Here is a 17858-nt window from a genome sequence, read left to right as displayed (position 1 = left end):
GACTGCAAGCGCATGTCTTGCACGGTTGCTCATGGGTGGAACGTTGACTACTCGGCACGGTCTTGAAGGCTTCTTCTGTTAGTACTGCTTCGGCGTGGAACACAGGGAGGGCTGAGAGGACGTGTCGGGCACGCTGTTGGGTGTCTGAGGGAATGAACTTTCCTTCAGTGCCGGTCCCGGTGAAGCATCGCGGTAGTGGTGTGTGACGGGTGGCTGGTCGTTGTTTGAGAACTGCACAGTGGACGCGAGCATCTGTGGCCAAGTTTTTAAGGGCGCACGGTGGATGCCTTGGCACCAGGAACCGATGAAGGACGTGGGAGGCCGCGATAGTCCCCGGGGAGTCGTCAACCAGGCTTTGATCCGGGGGTTTCCGAATGGGGAAACCCGGCAGTCGTCATGGGCTGTCACCCGCTGCTGAACACATAGGCAGTGTGGAGGGAACGCGGGGAAGTGAAACATCTCAGTACCCGCAGGAAGAGAAAACAACCGTGATTCCGGGAGTAGTGGCGAGCGAAACTGGATGAGGCTAAACCGTATGTGTGTGAGACCCGGCAGGGGTTGCGCATACGGGGTTGTGGGATCGCACTTGATCAGTCTGCCGGCTGGTCGGTGAGTCAGAAACCGTTGATGTAGGCGAAGGACATGCGAAAGGTCCGGCGTAGAGGGTAAGACCCCCGTAGTCGAAACATTAGCGGCTTGCTTGTGCGACACCCAAGTAGCACGGGGCCCGAGAAATCCCGTGTGAATCTGGCGGGACCACCCGCTAAGCCTAAATATTCCCTGGTGACCGATAGCGGATAGTACCGTGAGGGAATGGTGAAAAGTACCCCGGGAGGGGAGTGAAATAGTACCTGAAACCGTGTGCCTACAAGCCGTGGGAGCGTCGGAGTGGAGCTTGCTTCACTCTCGTGACTGCGTGCCTTTTGAAGAATGAGCCTGCGAGTTTGCGGTGTGTTGCGAGGTTAACCCGTGTGGGGAAGCCGTAGCGAAAGCGAGTCCGAATAGGGCGATTCAGTAGCGCGCTCAAGACCCGAAGCGGAGTGATCTAGCCATGGGCAGGTTGAAGCGGAGGTAAGACTTCGTGGAGGACCGAACCCACCAGGGTTGAAAACCTGGGGGATGACCTGTGGTTAGGGGTGAAAGGCCAATCAAACTCCGTGATAGCTGGTTCTCCCCGAAATGCATTTAGGTGCAGCGTCGTGTGTTTCTTGCCGGAGGTAGAGCACTGGATAGGCGATGGGCCCTACCGGGTTACTGACCTTAGCCAAACTCCGAATGCCGGTAAGTGAGAGCGCGGCAGTGAGACTGTGGGGGATAAGCTCCATGGTCGAGAGGGAAACAGCCCAGAGCATCGACTAAGGCCCCTAAGCGTACGCTAAGTGGGAAAGGATGTGGAGTCGCAGAGACAACCAGGAGGTTGGCTTAGAAGCAGCCACCCTTGAAAGAGTGCGTAATAGCTCACTGGTCTAGTGATTCCGCGCCGACAATGTAGCGGGGCTCAAGCGTACCGCCGAAGTCGTGTCATTGCAGCAATACTCCCAACGGAGGCTGTGATGGGTAGGGGAGCGTCGTCTGCCGGGTGAAGCAGCCGTGGAAGCGAGTTGTGGACGGTTGACGAGTGAGAATGCAGGCATGAGTAGCGATTCACACGTGAGAAACGTGTGCGCCGATTGACTAAGGGTTCCTGGGTCAAGCTGATCTGCCCAGGGTAAGTCGGGACCTAAGGCGAGGCCGACAGGCGTAGTCGATGGATAACCGGTTGATATTCCGGTACCCGCTGTGAAGCGTCAAACATCGAATCCAGTGATGCTAAGCCCGTGAAGCCGCCCTGATCTCTTCGGAGTTGAGGGGAGTGGTGGAGCCGGTGACCCAAGTTGGTAGTAGGTGAGTGATGGGGTGACGCAGGAAGGTAGTCCATCCCGGGCGGTGGTTGTCCCGGGGTAAGGGTGTAGGACGGTGTGTAGGTAAATCCGCACACCACGTGTCTGAGACCTGATGCCGAGCCGATTGTGGCGAAGTGGATGATCCTATGCTGTCGAGAAAAGCCTCTAGCGAGTTTCATGGCGGCCCGTACCCTAAACCGACTCAGGTGGTCAGGTAGAGAATACCGAGGCGTTCGGGTGAACTATGGTTAAGGAACTCGGCAAAATGCCCCCGTAACTTCGGGAGAAGGGGGGCCATTTCCGGTGAGGGAACTTGCTTCCTGAGCTGGGGGTGGCCGCAGAGACCAGCGAGAAGCGACTGTTTACTAAAAACACAGGTCCGTGCGAAGCCGTAAGGCGATGTATACGGACTGACGCCTGCCCGGTGCTGGAACGTTAAGGGGACCGGTTAGCTTGGATTCGTCCAGGCGAAGCTGAGAACTTAAGCGCCAGTAAACGGCGGTGGTAACTATAACCATCCTAAGGTAGCGAAATTCCTTGTCGGGTAAGTTCCGACCTGCACGAATGGCGTAACGACTTCTCGACTGTCTCAACCATAGGCCCGGTGAAATTGCACTACGAGTAAAGATGCTCGTTTCGCGCAGCAGGACGGAAAGACCCCGGGACCTTTACTACAGTTTGATATTGGTGTTCGGTTCGGCTTGTGTAGGATAGCTGGGAGACTTTGAAGCGGCCACGCCAGTGGTTGTGGAGTCGTCGTTGAAATACCAGTCTGGTCGTGCTGGATGTCTAACCTGGGTCCGTGATCCGGATCAGGGACAGTGTCTGATGGGTAGTTTAACTGGGGCGGTTGCCTCCTAAAGGGTAACGGAGGCGCCCAAAGGTTCCCTCAGCCTGGTTGGTAATCAGGTGTTGAGTGTAAGTGCACAAGGGAGCTTGACTGTGAGACCGACGGGTCGAGCAGGGACGAAAGTCGGGACTAGTGATCCGGCGGTGGCTTGTGGAAGCGCCGTCGCTCAACGGATAAAAGGTACCCCGGGGATAACAGGCTGATCTTCCCCAAGAGTCCATATCGACGGGATGGTTTGGCACCTCGATGTCGGCTCGTCGCATCCTGGGGCTGGAGTCGGTCCCAAGGGTTGGGCTGTTCGCCCATTAAAGCGGTACGCGAGCTGGGTTTAGAACGTCGTGAGACAGTTCGGTCCCTATCCGCTGTGCGCGTAGGAGTCTTGAGAAGGGCTGTCCCTAGTACGAGAGGACCGGGACGGACGAACCTCTGGTGTGCCAGTTGTTCTGCCAAGGGCATGGCTGGTTGGCTACGTTCGGGAGGGATAACCGCTGAAAGCATCTAAGCGGGAAGCCTGCTTCGAGATGAGGACTCCCACCCACTTGATGGGGTAAGGCTCCCAGTAGACGACTGGGTTGATAGGCCGGATCTGGAAGCACGGTAACGTGTGGAGGTGACCGGTACTAATAGGCCGAGGGCTTGTCCTCAGTTGCTCGCGTCCACTGTGTTGGTTCTGAAACCACGAACAGCCCCACGTTGTTACAGGCGTGGTGTGGCTGACAGTTTCATAGTGTTTCGGTGGTTATAGCGTGAGGGAAACGCCCGGTTACATTCCGAACCCGGAAGCTAAGCCTTACAGCGCCGATGGTACTGCAGGGGGGACCCTGTGGGAGAGTAGGACGCCGCCGAACTCCTTTTACAGCTCTGGCTCTTGGGTCGCTGACCCGGGAGCCAGAGCTTTTTTGCGTTGAGGTAAGGTCAGGAGGCATCGTTGGCTCGTTCCCCACAGGAGGCTCCCGGGTGGAGGTCCAGGAGACCCGTGTCCAGACGGATCGGGTGCTCACCATCCCGAACATCCTCAGCATGGCGCGGCTCGTTGGCGTGCCGCTCTTCCTGTGGCTGATCCTCAGGCCCGAGTTCGGCGGGCCCAAGAGCGATGGCTGGGCGCTGCTCGTGCTGGCGCTGAGCGGGATCAGTGACTACCTGGACGGTAAGCTCGCGCGGCGCTGGAACCAGATCAGCAGCCTCGGCCGACTTCTTGATCCGGCGGCCGACCGGCTCTACATTCTTTCGACTTTGGTGGGGCTCACCTGGCGGGAGATTCTGCCAATCTGGTTGACCCTTGTACTGCTGGGCCGTGAGCTGGTCCTGCTGGTGATGGTCGGCATCCTCAGGCGGCACGGCTATCCGCCGCCGCAGGTGAACTTCCTGGGGAAGGCCGCGACGTTCAACTTGATGTATGCGTTTCCACTGCTCCTGCTCAGTGACGGAAGTGGATGGATCTCGTCACTCGCTGCTATTTTCGGATGGGCGTTCGCCGGATGGGGTACAACCCTGTACTGGTGGGCAGGAGTTCTCTACGTGGTACAGGTGCGCCGTCTGGTTCGGGCGGACGCCATGGCCGATTGACCTCGCCGATTGAAGCAGCCGCAGTGGCGCGATGGCCCGCCGTGGAAAAGTGCGGGACAATTCGGACGGGAGTAGTCGGCTAGACCGTCGTCTCTTAGAGGAGGACGCTTCCGACATGAAGGCCGTCGTGATGGCCGGTGGCGAAGGCACACGCCTTCGTCCCATGACCTCAAGTATGCCCAAGCCGCTCCTGCCGGTGGCCAACCGGCCGATCATGGAGCACGTTCTGCGGCTGCTCAAAAGGCATGGGCTCAACGAGACCGTTGTCACAGTCCAGTTCCTCGCGTCGCTGGTGAAGAACTACTTCGGTGACGGCGAGGAACTCGGCATGGAGCTGACCTATGCCAATGAGGAGAAGCCACTCGGTACCGCCGGAAGCGTGAAGAACGCCGAAGAGGCGTTGAAGGACGACACGTTCCTCGTCATCTCCGGTGATGCGCTGACCGACTTCGACCTCACGGATCTGATCAGCTTCCACAAGGAAAAGGGGTCGCTGGTCACGGTCTGCCTGACGAGGGTGCCGAATCCGCTGGAATTCGGTATCACCATCGTCGATGAGGAAGGCAAGGTCGAGCGTTTCCTGGAGAAGCCGACCTGGGGGCAGGTCTTCTCGGACACGGTGAACACGGGCATCTACGTGATGGAGCCCGAGGTGTTCAACTACGTCGAGGCGGACGTGCCCGTCGACTGGTCGGGTGATGTCTTCCCCCAGTTGATGAAGGAAGGCAAGCCGATTTACGGCTATGTCGCCGAGGGCTACTGGGAGGACGTCGGCACCCACGAGAGCTATGTGAAGGCGCAGGCCGACGTCCTGGAGGGCAAGGTCGACGTCGAGCTGGACGGGTTCGAGATCTCGCCGGGCGTGTGGGTGGCGGAGGGCGCCGAGGTGCACCCCGACGCGGTGCTGCGCGGGCCGCTCTACATCGGGGACTACGCCAAGGTCGAGGCCGGTGCCGAGATCCGCGAGCACACGGTCGTCGGCTCGAACGTCGTCGTCAAGAGCGGGGCGTTCCTGCACAAGGCCGTGGTGCACGACAACGTGTACGTCGGGCAGCACAGCAATCTGCGCGGCTGTGTCGTCGGGAAGAACACCGACATCATGCGGGCCGCGCGGATCGAGGACGGGGCGGTCATCGGGGACGAGTGCCTGATCGGCGAGGAGTCGATCGTCCAGGGCAACGTCCGGGTCTACCCGTTCAAGACGATCGAGGCCGGTGCCTTCGTCAACACGTCGGTGATATGGGAGTCCAGGGGGCAGGCGCATCTGTTCGGTGCGCGGGGCGTCTCCGGGATTCTCAACGTGGAGATCACCCCCGAGCTGGCGGTGCGGCTGGCCGGTGCCTACGCGACGACGCTCAAGAAGGGCTCCACCGTCACCACCGCCCGCGACCACTCCCGTGGCGCTCGGGCGCTGAAGCGTGCGGTCATCTCCGCGTTGCAGGCCAGCGCCATCGACGTACGGGACCTGGAGAACGTACCGCTGCCGGTGGCCCGGCAGCAGACGGCGCGGGGCAGTGCCGGTGGGATCATGATCCGGACCACGCCCGGGGTGCCGGACTCGGTGGACATCATGTTCTTCGACGGGCAGGGTGCCGACCTGTCGCAGGGCAGTCAGCGCAAGCTGGACCGGGTGTTCGCGCGGCAGGAGTACCGGCGGGCGTTCCCCGGGGAGATCGGGGACCTGCACTTCCCGGCGAGCGTCTTCGACTCGTACACCGGGTCGCTGCTGCGGAACGTCGACACGACCGGGATCGCCGAGTCGGGGCTGAAGGTCGTCGTCGACGCGTCGAACGGCAGCTCCGGGCTGGTGCTGCCCAGTCTGCTGGGCAAGCTGGGTGTGGACTCGCTGACGATCAACCCCGGTCTCGACGAGTCCAGGCCGACGGAGTCGGCGGAGGCGCGGCGGTCCGGGATGGTCCGGCTGGGAGAGATCGTCGCGTCCGCGCGGGCCGCGTTCGGTGTGCGGTTCGACCCCGTCGGTGAGCGGTTGTCGCTGGTCGACGAGAAGGGGCGGATCATCGAGGACGACCGGGCGCTGCTGGTGATGCTCGACCTGGTGGCCGCGGAGCGGCGCAGTGGGCGGGTGGCGCTGCCGGTGACCACGACGAGGATCGCCGAGCAGGTGGCGGCCTACCACGGCACGCAGGTGGACTGGACCACCACCTCGCCGGACGATCTGACGCGGGTCGGGCGGGACGAGTCGACGATCTTCGGCGGGGACGGGAAGGGCGGGTTCATCGTCCCCGAGTTCAGCAGCGTCTTCGACGGTACGGCCGCCTTCGTGCGGTTGATCGGGCTGGTGGCGCGGACGCAGCTCACGCTCAGCCAGATCGACGCGCGGATCCCGCGCGCGCACGTCCTGAAGCGGGATCTGGCGACCCCGTGGGCCGTCAAGGGCCTGGTGATGCGGCGGGTCGTCGAGGCGGCCGGAGAACGCGACGTGGACACCACGGACGGGGTGCGCGTGGTGGAGTCCGACGGGCGCTGGGTGCTGGTGCTGCCCGACCCGGCCGAGGCGGTCACCCATCTGTGGGCGGAGGGCCCGGACGACGCCTCCGCGCAGGCCCTGCTCGACGAGTGGTCGGCGGTGGTGGACAGCGCCGGACGGTAAAACACCCCGCACGCGCGCGTGCCGGACAAGTGTCCCCAAGGGGGCCTGTCCGGCACGCCGGTGGGGCCGTTCGGAGGTAGTGGTCGCGACATGCGACGATGTGCGACATGCCGCAGCAGCCCCCCGTTCGGAGCACACCGCCACGCCCCGCGCGTCCGGACGCCTCCATGTCGCTGCTGACCAACGTCATGGACCACAGCCTCGACGACGGGTACGCCGAGGCGGCGGCGCGCAAGGAGGCCGCGGGGGCCGGGGGACTGCCCAAGACGCTGCGCGCGAAGCTCGGCCTGGCCGCCGGTCTGGTACTGGCGGCCCTCGTCGTCACGGTCGGCGCGGCGCAGGCGCGGGTCGCCGCTCCCGTCGTCGCCAAGGAGCGCGAGGAGCTGATCGACCGCATCGAGAGCGAGACCGCCGCGGCGGACGAGCTGGAGGACAGCGTCGACGAGCTGCGCGACGAGGTGGGCGCGCGTCAGCGCGAGGCGCTCAGGGAGAGCGGCGGCGGGGACCGTACGGCGCTGCTGGGGATCCTGTCCGGCGCCGCCGAAGTGCGCGGTCCCGGGGTGAAGTTGGTCGTCAACGACGCCGAGGACACCGCGGCGGGCGGAAACAGCGACCCGCGCGGGACGTCGGGTTTCTCCGACACGGGGCGGGTACGGGACCGGGACATGCAGCGCGTGGTGAACGGGCTGTGGGAGTCGGGTGCCGAGGCCGTCTCGATCAACGGGCAGCGGCTGACGGCGCTGTCCGCGATCAGGGCCGCGGGCGACGCCATACTGGTCGACAACAGGCCGCTGGTGCCGCCGTACACGGTCCTCGCGGTGGGGGACGGGGAAGAGCTGAAGGGCCGGTTCCAGGACAGCGCGGACGGGCTCTACCTGGACGCCCTGAAGGAGAGTTTCGGCATCCGCGCGAGCATCTCCGTGGCGGACGACCTCCGGCTGGCCGCGGCACCCAGTGTGATCGTCCGTACCGCTGAGCCGCTGACCGGGACAGCACAGCCGAGAACCGAGAAGAACTGAGGAAGGCACAACGTGATCGCCGTACTGGGCCTCGTCGTGGGAGTCGTGGCCGGATTGTTGGTCCGGCCCGAGGTTCCGGCGGCCGTCGAGCCTTATCTGCCGATCGCCGTGGTCGCGGCGCTCGACGCCGTCTTCGGTGGCCTGCGGGCCATGCTCGACGGGATCTTCGACGACAAGGTCTTCGTGGTGTCGTTCCTGTCGAACGTGGTCGTGGCCGCGCTGATCGTCTTCCTCGGCGACGAGCTGGGCGTGGGCGCGCAACTGTCCACCGGCGTCGTGGTCGTCCTCGGGATCCGCATCTTCTCCAACGCCGCCGCGATCCGGCGGCATGTGTTCCGGGCGTGAGGGCGATGAGCGAGAAGGACGAGGCGCCGGAGAACCGGCTGCGCAGGGAGCTGCCCGCGGAGGTGCCCGCGCAGGCGCGGAGCGTCGAGGTCCCGGAGGAGGCCGGTGAGCCGGAGCTGACCGGTCGGCAGCGGCTGGCGCAGGGGCTGTGGCCGCCGCGGGTGAGCCGGGCGCAACTGATCGTCGCGCTGCTGCTGTTCGGGCTCGGTTTCGGGCTGGCCGTCCAGGTCGCCTCCAACAGCGACGGCGACAGCGCGCTGCGGGGCGCGCGTCAGGAAGATCTTGTTCGCATCCTCGATGAACTCGATGACCGTACTCAGCGTCTAGAAGACGAGAAGCAGGATCTTGAGGAGCAGCGGGACGAGCTGGAGAACAGTTCGGACCAGGCCGAGGAGGCCCGCAGGCAGCGGATCGAGAAGGAGCGGCAACTCGGGATCCTGGCGGGGACCGTGGCGGCGCAGGGGCCCGGTATCACGATGACCATCGAGGACACGAAGGGGACGGTCGAGGCGCACATGCTGCTCGACGCGGTGCAGGAGCTGCGCGCGGCCGGTGCCGAGGCGATCCAGGTGAACGGGGTGCGCGTGGTCGCTGGTACCTACCTGACGGAGCCGGAGTCGGGGAAAGGCGTCAGCGTCGACGGGAACAAGATCAACGCGCCCTATCGTTTCCAGGTCATCGGCAAGCCGCAGGACCTCGAACCGGCGCTCAACATCCCAGGAGGCGTGGTGCAGATGCTGGAGAAGGAGCAGGCCACCGTTACTGTGGAGCGGTCGGACAAGATCGTCGTGGATGCCTTGCGAGCGGCGAAGCGCCCTGACTACGCTCGGTCGTCCTCCCAGTGAACCGGGGGTGCATGGGAGAGGTCCGGCCAGGGCATGAGGTTGCGGGGGGTCGGCGCACCGAATGGGTGGTGCGTGGTGGAAACTGTCTGGTGGAGACGGACGTTGTGAAGATGTCCGGGTCGGCCAGAGTGTGCAGTCAGGGTTCGTCCTGCCCCACGGGCGGGTCTGTTTCGGTCAAGGGGAATCGCCCGTGAAGTTGTTTGCGAAGTTGTTCGGCAAGAGCGCGCGAGAGGGTCGCGACAACGCGACCGCTCGGCACCGCGCACAGCCCGACGCGGAGGGCCAGCGCCCGCTGTACCGGGATCAGGTGGCGGGTCCGCAAGGTGGTGTCCCCGGTGGTCAGGGCGCGCCGTCTGTTGACCCTGCCCAGGCCGCAGGCATAGGTTTCGGGCAACCGTCAGCCTCGAGTGCGGGTGGAGGGTTCTCCGGCGACCCGTACGCGTCCCAAGCCCCTGGGGGGCAGCCGCGGCAGGAGGATCCGTCCATGTCGGCGCTGGTGTGTACGAGGTGCGGTAACCGCAACGCGGAGAACAGCCGCTTCTGCTCCAACTGTGGCGCGCCGTTGCGGGCCGGGGCGGCGGCGGAGCGTCCGTCGGAGACGACGTCCACGATCTCGATCAGCGGGCTTGAGGCCTACGACGCCGAGGCGACCGGCCAGACGGCGGTGCCGATGCTCTCCCCGGAGGCGCAGGCGGCCGTCGACGCGCTGCCGCTGGGCTCGGCGCTGCTGGTCGTGCGCCGCGGGCCGAACTCGGGCAGCCGCTTCCTGCTGGACAGCGACCTGACCACGGCCGGGCGGCACCCGCAGAGCGACATCTTCCTGGACGACGTCACGGTCTCGCGCCGCCACGTGGAGTTCCGGCGCAGCCCCGACGGCTCGTTCACGGTCGCCGACGTGGGTTCGCTGAACGGTACGTACGTCAACCGCGAGCGGATCGACCAGGTCGCCCTGTCGAACGGCGACGAGGTCCAGATCGGCAAGTACCGACTGGTCTTCTACGCCAGCAGGCAGGGCATCTGACCCGCCCCCGGACCCGGTCCGGGGGAACTGCGAGGGAAGGTCCATGCTGCGATCACCGAGCGGCGGTGCCGGGCGCGGTACCGCCGCCACGGACAGTGGGCTGATGAGCATCGGCACGGTGCTGACCGTGCTGCGTGAGGAGTTCCCCGAGGTCACCATCTCCAAGATCCGGTTCCTGGAGGCGGAGGGGCTGATCGAGCCGCAGCGGACCCCCTCGGGTTACCGCAAGTTCAGCGCGGAGGACGTGGAGCGGCTCGGTCTGGTGCTGCGGATGCAGCGGGACCACTACCTTCCGCTCAAGGTGATCCGTGAGCACCTGGAGGCCCTGGAGCGCGGTGAGGCCGTTCCGCTTCCCGTGCTGGGCCAGCAGCGGCAGGGGGACGCGGAGGCCGCCCCTGAGGCCGCTGAGGGGCCCACGGCGGCCCGGATCGGGCGGACCGAGCTGCTGGCCGCCGCCGGGATCGACGAGGCGGAGCTGGCCGAGTGGGAGTCGTACGGGCTGATCTCCGCGCTGCCCGACGGGGCGTACGACGCCGAGGTGGTCACCGTGGCGGCGCTCGTCGCCGAGCTGGGGCGGTTCGGGATCGAGCCGCGGCACCTGCGGCTGATGAAGGCCGCGGCCGAGCGTGAGGCGGGGCTGGTGGACCAGGTGGTGGCGCCGCTGCGGCGGCACCGCAATCCGCAGACCAGGACGCACGCCGAGGCCCGTACGAGGGAGCTGGCGGGGCTGACGATGCGGCTGCACGCGGCGCTGGTGCGGACGGCGCTCGGGGTACGGCTGCCGTAAACGGGTGTAGCGGGTGTGCCGGGCGCATCGGGTGTGCCGGGTTGTGCTTGGTGCAGGTCCGGCGGGCGCGAGCAGGGGTTTCGGTGGGGTTCGACGGGGTTCGGGTGGGGTGAGTCCGGGCGGTCCATGGCGGCCCGACTACCCAAACGTCCCGGGCACGTCCTAGGGTTGCTGTGTGAACGAGCTCGATGTCGTAGGTGTCCGGGTCGAAATGCCCTCCAACCAACCGATCGTGCTCCTGCGCGAAGTGGGAGGCGACCGTTACCTCCCCATCTGGATCGGGCCGGGGGAGGCGACGGCGATCGCCTTCGCCCAGCAGGGCATGGCCCCCGCACGGCCGCTGACCCACGACCTGTTCAAGGACGTGCTGGAGGCCGTCGGCCAGGAACTGACCGAAGTACGCATCACGGACCTGCGTGAAGGGGTCTTCTACGCGGAGCTGGTCTTCGCCAGCGGTGTCGAGGTGAGCGCCCGGCCGTCCGACGCCATAGCGCTGGCCCTGCGTACCGGAACGCCGATCTACGGCAGCGACGGGGTCCTCGACGACGCCGGTATCGCGATTCCGGACGAGCAGGAGGACGAGGTGGAGAAGTTCCGCGAGTTCCTCGACCAGATCTCGCCGGAGGACTTCGGCACCAGCAGCCAGTGAGCCGCGCCGTCGGCCCGGCGGACCGGTGGTCCGCGCGGGTCGGCCTGGGGGGCGGTGACCGTTCGCGTTCTGGCATGTGCCGGGGGCCAGTGAGGCCGTCATGAGGCCCATCACGAGAGCATTCGGCTAGCCTTTCCCCGCGGTGGGGCACGGGAAACCACTCTTAGGGTGATTATCACTCGGCGTGCCGAGTGTGGCGATCGTTGACGCACCCTTGGTGACTGCCTACCGTCGAGAAGGCAGGTCAAGGACGGAGGTCGGCGTGAGAAGCAGCGGCGACGGTACGGCTGGGGGTGCCCCCGGACGCATTCCGGGGGAGAGCGGTCCGTACCCTCCCTCAAGCTCGCGGCTCCGCTCGAACGGGGGATATCCCCAGGTCCGGGCGGCCGATCACGCTGTGCAGCGCCCGTCGGCCGTGCCCAGCAGCGGAGGGGCGGCGTCCATGGCATCCGAAGAGATCGGCTATCGGGGCCCGACGGCGTGCGCCGCCGCCGGGATCACCTACCGGCAGCTCGACTACTGGGCCCGTACGGGGCTGGTGGAGCCGAGCGTGCGGCCCGCCCACGGGTCGGGGACGCAACGGCTCTACAGCTTCCGGGACGTCGTCGTCCTGAAGATCGTCAAGCGGTTCCTGGACACCGGGGTGTCCCTGCAGAACATCCGTAGCGCCGTACAGCACCTGCGGGAGCGCGGGTTCCGGGATCTTGAGCGGATGACGTTGATGAGCGACGGGGCGACGGTGTACGAGTGCACCTCGTCCGACGAGGTCCACGCGCTGCTCCAGGGCGGGCAGGGGATCTTCGGGATCGCGGTCGGCGTGGTGTGGCGGGACGTCGAGAACGCGCTGTCGCAGCTTCACGGGGAGCGGGTGGACACCGGGGAGACACTCGTCGGGCACAATCCGGCGGACGAGCTGGCGCGGCGGCGTAACCGGGCGGTGTGAGACGGGTCCGACGTGGGGCTCGCCGGGTCCGGCTGATCGGCTGCGCCGTGCGTGGGTGGGGCGTTGTCAGTGGTGTGAGGCAGCATCGGAGATGTGAGAACCGCGCCCACGATCCTGCATCTCGACATGGACGCCTTCTACGCCTCGGTGGAGCAGGCGTCGAAGCCGAGCCTGCGCGGGAAGGCCGTCATCGTGGGCGGGCTGGGGCCGCGCGGGGTGGTGGCCACCGCGTCGTACGAGGCCCGGGTTTTCGGGGTGCACTCCGCGATGCCCATGGCACAGGCGCGGCGGCTCGCGCCGAACGCCGCGTACCTCGTGCCGCGGTTCCAGCTCTACCGGGCGGTCAGCGAGCAGGTCATGGAGTTGCTGCGGGCGCTGTCGCCGCTGGTGGAGCCGCTCAGCCTGGATGAGGCGTTCGTCGACCTGGAGGCCGGGGGAGCGGCGTGGGACGAGGCGTCGGCGCGGCTGGTGGGGAGCGCGCTGCGGGCGGACATACGGCGGGTTACCGGGCTGACCGGGTCGGTGGGGCTCGCCGCGTCCAAGATGCTGGCGAAGATCGCCTCCGAGCAGGCCAAGCCCGATGGGCTGGTGGTGATCGAGCCCGGGAGCGAGCGGGCGCTGCTGGAGCCGATGCCGGTGCGGACGCTGCCGGGGGTGGGGCCCGCGACCGGTGACCATCTGCGGCGGGCCGGGATCACCACGGTGGGGGAGATCGCCGAGGCGGGTGAGGACGAGGTGGTCCGGCTGCTGGGGAAGGCGCACGGGCAGGCGCTGTACGCGATGGCGTTGGCGCGGGACGAGCGGGCGGTGGTGGCTGAGCGGGAGACCAAGTCCGTCTCGGTCGAGGACACGTATGACGTGGACATCCATGACCGGGTGCGGGTGGGGCTGGAGGTGCAGCGGCTCGCGGAGCGGTGTGTGCGGCGGTTGCGGGCGGCTGGGTTGTCCGGGCGGACGATCGTGTTGAAGGTGCGGCGGTACGACTTCTCGACGCTGACGCGGTCGGAGACGTTGCGGGGGCCGACGGATGACGCGGTGGTGGTGCGGGAGGCTGCCGCGCGGTTGCTGGAGGGGGTGGACACCACCGGGGGTGTGCGGTTGTTGGGGGTGGGGGTCAGTGGGCTTGCGGATTACACGCAGGAGGATTTGTTCGCGCAGGCGGTGGAGGGCGAGTCGGAGGAACGGGTGGGGGTCGAGGACGGGGAGCCGGAGGGGGAACGCGTGCGGCAGGAGGGGGAGGGGGGTGAGCGGCGGTGGGTGCCGGGGGCCGATGTGCGTCATGCGGAGTACGGGTACGGGTGGGTGCAGGGGAGTGGGGTGGGGCGGGTGACCGTGCGGTTTGAGACGCCGGGGTCCTTGCCTGGGCGGGTGCGGACGTTTCGGATCGGGGATCCGGAGTTGGTGGGGGTGGAGCCGTTGCCGCTGGTGCCGGGGGTAGTGCCGGGGGCGGTGCGGTGAGCGGCGTCGGTGGGGGCGCCGTCTAGGTGCTGGCCGGGGGTGGGGTGCGCGGCCCGGCGCTGCGGGGTGCCTCCCCCAAGCTCTTCGAGCAGGGGGTGCCCCCAGCGCCCACCCGTGCCGCCCCAGCGGCACGACTGCCCGCAGGCTAAGACGGGGGCGGGTCGGGTGGGGGCGCCTTGGCTGTGCGGCTGCCCGCAGGCTAGGCGGGTGGGGTGGACGGGCGGGCAGGGGTTACGCCTCGGCCTCCTCCGTGGGGGACGGGGTCGTGTCCATGGCGTAGTGGTGGTAGAGCTGGAGTTCCTGTTCGGGGGAGAGGTGGCGGCCTACGCCGAAGTCGGGGGCGTCCTTGATCAGGGCGCGGTCGAACGGGATGTGGAGGGCGCCTTCGACGAGTTCGCTGGGCTCCAGGGGGACGAAGGCGTCCCGGCTGAAGAGGCCGGTGCGTATGGCGGCCCATTCGGGGACGCCGGTGGCGTCGTCGAGGTAGACCTCGTCGATCGTGCCGATCTTGACGCCGTTGCGGTCGAACGCCTTGCGGCCGATCAGGTTGCGCGGATCGATGTCGGTCTGCACGGGCCCTCCAACTGGTCGCAAGTCAACCGTTACGGCGTGACTCGTAGCGGTCTGGGCGCTTTGCTCCGGTTACTACGAAAGAGCAGTTTGAGGAGGGCGGCCACTCGAAGACCCGGTCTTGTGCGCGCTGGTAGGCTGGCGGACGGCTGCTGACCCCGTGCGGGAGAGTCCTCCAGACACCATCGGAGGCGCCGAAGGAGCAAATCCTCCCCGGAATCTCTCAGGCCCACGTACCGCACGGACGAGGTCACTCTGGAAAGCAGGGCGGGTGTCGACGGCGTCCGCCCTCACCGACGGTGAAAGCCGGAGGCCCGCGGGCGTCCGGTGAAGCTCTCAGGTTGAGATGACAGAGGGGGAGGCCGTCGGGACACCCGTCTCGTGGTGTCCCCCGAAGGTCGTGTCAGACCATGGAGGCCTCCGTATGACCGCCCATCGCATTCCCCTCGCCGAGCTTGAGCGGGGCATCGCCTTCGAGCAGCGCCATATCGGACCCGACCAGGAAGCGCGGGCGAAGATGCTCGCGCAGGTCGGCTACGGCTCGCTCGACGAGTTGACCGCCGCCGCCGTGCCGGACGTGATCAAGAACGCCGAGTCGCTGGAGCTGCCGGAGGCGCGGAGCGAGGCCGAGGTGCTGGCCGAGCTGCGGTCGCTCGCCGAGCGCAACCAGGTGCTCGGTTCCATGATCGGGCTCGGTTACCACGGGACCTTCACGCCGCCGGTCATCCTCCGCAACGTGATGGAGAACCCGGCCTGGTACACGGCCTACACGCCCTACCAGCCGGAGATCTCTCAAGGACGGCTCGAGGCTCTACTGAACTTCCAGACCGTCGTCGCCGACCTCACCGGGCTGCCGACCTCCGGCGCCTCCCTGCTCGACGAGGGCACCGCCGCCGCCGAGGCGATGGCGCTGTCGCGGCGCATGGGCAAGAACAAGAAGGGCCTCTTCCTCGTCGACGCGGACGCCCTGCCGCAGACCATCGCCGTGATACAGACCCGCGCCGAGCCGACCGGCGTGGAGGTCGTCGTCGCCGACCTGAGCGACGGCATCCCGGCCGACGTGGCCGAGCGGGAGATCAACGGGGTGCTCCTGCAGTACCCCGGCGCCTCCGGTGCCGTAAGGGACCTCGCGCCCGTGATCGAGCGGGCCCATGAGCTGGGTGCCGTCGTCACCGTCGCCGCCGACCTGCTGGCGCTCACGCTGCTGAAGTCGCCGGGCGAGCTGGGCGCGGACATCGCTGTCGGCACGACCCAGCGGTTCGGTGTGCCGATGGGCTTCGGCGGGCCGCACGCCGGTTACATGGCCGTACAGGAGAAGTTCGCGCGCAGCCTGCCCGGGCGGCTCGTGGGGGTCTCCGTGGACGCCGACGGGCACAAGGCGTACCGGCTCGCGCTCCAGACCAGGGAGCAGCACATCCGGCGCGAGAAGGCCACCAGCAACATCTGCACCGCCCAGGTGCTGCTCGCCGTCATGGCCGGGATGTACGCCGTCTACCACGGGCCCGAGGGGCTGAGGGGCATCGCCGCGCGGACCCACCGGTACGCCGCCCTCCTCGCCGCGGGGCTCGTCGCCGGGGGCGTCGAGGTCGTGCACGGTTCCTTCTTCGACACCGTCACCGCGCGGGTCCCCGGGCGCGCCGGTGCCGTCGTGGAGGCCGCGCGGGACAACGGCGTCAACCTGCGGCTCGTCGACGCCGACCACGTCTCGGTCGCCTGCGACGAGACCACCACGCGGGCCCAGCTCACCGCCGTGTGGGACGCCTTCGGCGTCGAGGGTGACGTCGAGGCGCTGGACGCGGGGAGCGAGGACGCGCTGCCGGAGGCGCTGCTGCGGAGCGACGAGTTCCTGGCCCATCCGGTCTTCCACCAGCACCGGTCCGAGACGGCCATGCTGCGGTACCTGCGGCGGCTCGCCGATCGGGACTACGCGCTGGACCGGGGCATGATCCCGCTGGGCTCCTGCACCATGAAGCTCAACGCGACCACCGAGATGGAGCCGGTCACCTGGCCCGAGTTCGGGCAACTGCACCCGTTCGCGCCCGCCGAGCAGGCCGAGGGCTACCTCACGCTCATCCGTGAGCTGGAGGAGCGGCTCGCGGAGGTCACCGGGTACGACAAGGTCTCCCTCCAGCCCAACGCCGGGTCGCAGGGCGAGCTGGCCGGGCTGCTCGCCGTCCGCGGCTACCACCGGGCCAACGGGGACGAGCAGCGGACCGTGTGCCTGATCCCGTCCTCCGCGCACGGGACCAACGCCGCGAGCGCCGTCATGGCCGGGATGAAGGTCGTCGTCGTGAAGACCGCCGAGGACGGCGAGATCGACGTCGAGGACCTGCGGGCCAAGATCGAGCAGCACCGTGACGAGCTGGCGGTGCTGATGATCACGTACCCGTCCACGCACGGTGTGTTCGAGGAGCACGTCGCGGACATCTGCGCCCAGGTCCACGAGGCCGGTGGGCAGGTCTACGTCGACGGCGCCAACCTCAACGCGCTGGTCGGGCTCGCCAAGCCGGGGCACTTCGGCGGCGACGTCTCCCACCTGAACCTGCACAAGACGTTCTGCATCCCGCACGGCGGCGGCGGTCCCGGCGTCGGTCCGGTGGCCGTACGGTCGCACCTGGCGCCGTACCTGCCGAACCACCCGCTCCAGCCCGCCGCCGGTCCCGAGACGGGCGTGGGGCCCATCTCCGCGGCGCCCTGGGGCTCCGCGGGCATCCTGCCCATCTCCTGGGCGTACGTCCGGCTGATGGGCGGCGAGGGGCTCAAGCGGGCCACCCAGGTGGCCGTGCTCAGCGCCAACTACATCGCCAAGCGCCTTGAGCCGCACTTCCCGGTGCTCTACACCGGGCCGGGCGGGCTGGTCGCGCACGAGTGCATCATCGACCTGCGCCCGCTGACCAAGGCGACCGGCGTGAGCGTCGACGACGTCGCCAAGCGGCTCATCGACTACGGCTTCCACGCGCCGACGATGTCGTTCCCGGTGGCCGGGACGCTGATGATCGAGCCGACCGAGTCGGAGGACCTGGTCGAGCTGGACCGGTTCTGCGAGGCGATGATCGCCATCCGCGGGGAGATCGAGAAGGTCGGGGCCGGGGAGTGGCCCGCCGACGACAACCCGCTGCGGAACGCTCCGCACACCGCCGCCTCCGTGGGGGGCGAGTGGGAGCACGCCTACAGCCGGGAGGAAGCCGTGTTCCCGGGCGGGGTGTCCGTCGCGGACAAGTACTGGCCGCCGGTGCGCAGGATCGACCAGGCGTTCGGGGACCGGAACCTGGTGTGTTCCTGCCCGCCGCTGGACGCGTACGACGACTGAG

The 17858-nt window shown here is 67.3% G+C and carries 12 protein-coding genes, 2 rRNA genes and 1 riboswitch; of the genes, 13 read left to right on the top strand and 1 reads right to left on the bottom strand.

Annotation, left to right across the window (positions count from 1 at the left end):
• Window positions 1-256: 256 nt before the first annotated feature.
• The 12 genes from ACFQZ6_RS05185 to ACFQZ6_RS05130 all read left to right on the top strand — a co-directional run bounded on the left by ACFQZ6_RS05185 (window position 257) and on the right by ACFQZ6_RS05130 (window position 13977).
• Window positions 257-3377: ribosomal RNA gene (locus ACFQZ6_RS05185) — 23S ribosomal RNA — on the top strand.
• Between the two features lie 87 nt (window positions 3378-3464).
• Window positions 3465-3581: ribosomal RNA gene (gene rrf / locus ACFQZ6_RS05180) — 5S ribosomal RNA — on the top strand.
• Window positions 3582-3690: 109 nt separating this feature from the next.
• A complete protein-coding gene (locus tag ACFQZ6_RS05175) occupies window positions 3691-4299 on the top strand; it encodes a CDP-alcohol phosphatidyltransferase family protein (RefSeq protein WP_381605171.1) in 609 nt (202 codons plus the stop codon).
• 115 nt (window positions 4300-4414) lie between these two features.
• Window positions 4415-6910: a sugar phosphate nucleotidyltransferase gene (locus ACFQZ6_RS05170; RefSeq protein ID WP_381605170.1), complete on the top strand. Its 2496-nt coding sequence runs from the start codon at window positions 4415-4417 to the stop codon at window positions 6908-6910.
• 98 nt (window positions 6911-7008) lie between these two features.
• Entirely contained in the window at window positions 7009-7929 is a 921-nt protein-coding gene (locus tag ACFQZ6_RS05165; RefSeq protein WP_381605169.1) for a DUF881 domain-containing protein, read from the top strand.
• Between the two features lie 12 nt (window positions 7930-7941).
• Window positions 7942-8274, top strand: coding sequence for a small basic family protein (locus ACFQZ6_RS05160; protein ID WP_360225068.1), 333 nt, complete (start codon window positions 7942-7944; stop codon window positions 8272-8274).
• Window positions 8275-8279: 5 nt separating this feature from the next.
• The gene (locus ACFQZ6_RS05155) at window positions 8280-9119 is read left to right on the top strand and encodes a DUF881 domain-containing protein (protein ID WP_381605168.1); all 840 of its coding nucleotides are present in this window, start codon (window positions 8280-8282) and stop codon (window positions 9117-9119) included.
• 61 nt (window positions 9120-9180) lie between these two features.
• Window positions 9181-10140 (top strand): FHA domain-containing protein, encoded by a 960-nt coding sequence (locus ACFQZ6_RS05150; RefSeq protein ID WP_381605167.1) that lies wholly within the window; start codon window positions 9181-9183, stop codon window positions 10138-10140.
• 43 nt (window positions 10141-10183) lie between these two features.
• Window positions 10184-10927, top strand: a complete 744-nt coding sequence (gene ftsR / locus ACFQZ6_RS05145; RefSeq protein ID WP_381605166.1) for a transcriptional regulator FtsR — start codon at window positions 10184-10186, stop codon at window positions 10925-10927.
• A gap of 175 nt (window positions 10928-11102) precedes the next feature.
• Complete coding sequence (locus tag ACFQZ6_RS05140) at window positions 11103-11576, top strand: bifunctional nuclease family protein (RefSeq protein ID WP_004002801.1); 474 nt, start codon at window positions 11103-11105, stop codon at window positions 11574-11576.
• A 262-nt stretch (window positions 11577-11838) separates the two neighbouring features.
• Window positions 11839-12519 carry a MerR family transcriptional regulator gene (locus ACFQZ6_RS05135; RefSeq protein ID WP_360225058.1) on the top strand — a complete coding sequence of 227 codons (681 nt, stop codon included), beginning with the start codon at window positions 11839-11841 and terminating at the stop codon, window positions 12517-12519.
• Between the two features lie 93 nt (window positions 12520-12612).
• Complete coding sequence (locus tag ACFQZ6_RS05130; protein ID WP_381605165.1) at window positions 12613-13977, top strand: DNA polymerase IV; 1365 nt, start codon at window positions 12613-12615, stop codon at window positions 13975-13977.
• A gap of 231 nt (window positions 13978-14208) precedes the next feature.
• On the opposite strand, the gene ACFQZ6_RS05125 is transcribed toward ACFQZ6_RS05130, so the two are convergent.
• On the bottom strand, window positions 14209-14550 hold the full coding sequence (locus tag ACFQZ6_RS05125; protein ID WP_381605164.1) for a PRC-barrel domain-containing protein: 342 nt from the start codon (window positions 14548-14550) through the stop codon (window positions 14209-14211).
• A gap of 150 nt (window positions 14551-14700) precedes the next feature.
• A riboswitch (glycine riboswitch) is annotated at window positions 14701-14796 on the top strand.
• Window positions 14797-14971: 175 nt separating this feature from the next.
• Here ACFQZ6_RS05125 and gcvP point away from each other — a divergent pair.
• On the top strand, window positions 14972-17857 hold the full coding sequence (gcvP, locus tag ACFQZ6_RS05120) for an aminomethyl-transferring glycine dehydrogenase (protein WP_381605163.1): 2886 nt from the start codon (window positions 14972-14974) through the stop codon (window positions 17855-17857).
• Window position 17858: the final 1 nt, after the last annotated feature.

The organism is Streptomyces flavalbus, from assembly GCF_042674625.1.
In the GTDB taxonomy this organism is placed as follows: domain Bacteria; phylum Actinomycetota; class Actinomycetes; order Streptomycetales; family Streptomycetaceae; genus Streptomyces; species Streptomyces flavalbus.
The sequence above is the reverse complement of the archived record's forward strand: the minus strand, read 5'-3'. Positions and strand labels throughout refer to the sequence as shown.

Bases quoted from the DNA above. Each gene is read 5' to 3' on its own strand.
- ACFQZ6_RS05155 (WP_381605168.1), top strand. From the start codon at position 8,280: ATGAGCGAGAAGGACGAGGCGCCGGAGAACCGGCTGCGCAGGGAGCTG.
- ACFQZ6_RS05150 (WP_381605167.1), top strand. From the start codon at position 9,181: ATGGGTGGTGCGTGGTGGAAACTGTCTGGTGGAGACGGACGTTGTGAA.
- ACFQZ6_RS05165 (WP_381605169.1), top strand. From the start codon at position 7,009: ATGTGCGACATGCCGCAGCAGCCCCCCGTTCGGAGCACACCGCCACGC.
- ftsR (WP_381605166.1), top strand. From the start codon at position 10,184: ATGCTGCGATCACCGAGCGGCGGTGCCGGGCGCGGTACCGCCGCCACG.
- gcvP (WP_381605163.1), top strand. From the start codon at position 14,972: ATGACCGCCCATCGCATTCCCCTCGCCGAGCTTGAGCGGGGCATCGCC.
- ACFQZ6_RS05170 (WP_381605170.1), top strand. From the start codon at position 4,415: ATGAAGGCCGTCGTGATGGCCGGTGGCGAAGGCACACGCCTTCGTCCC.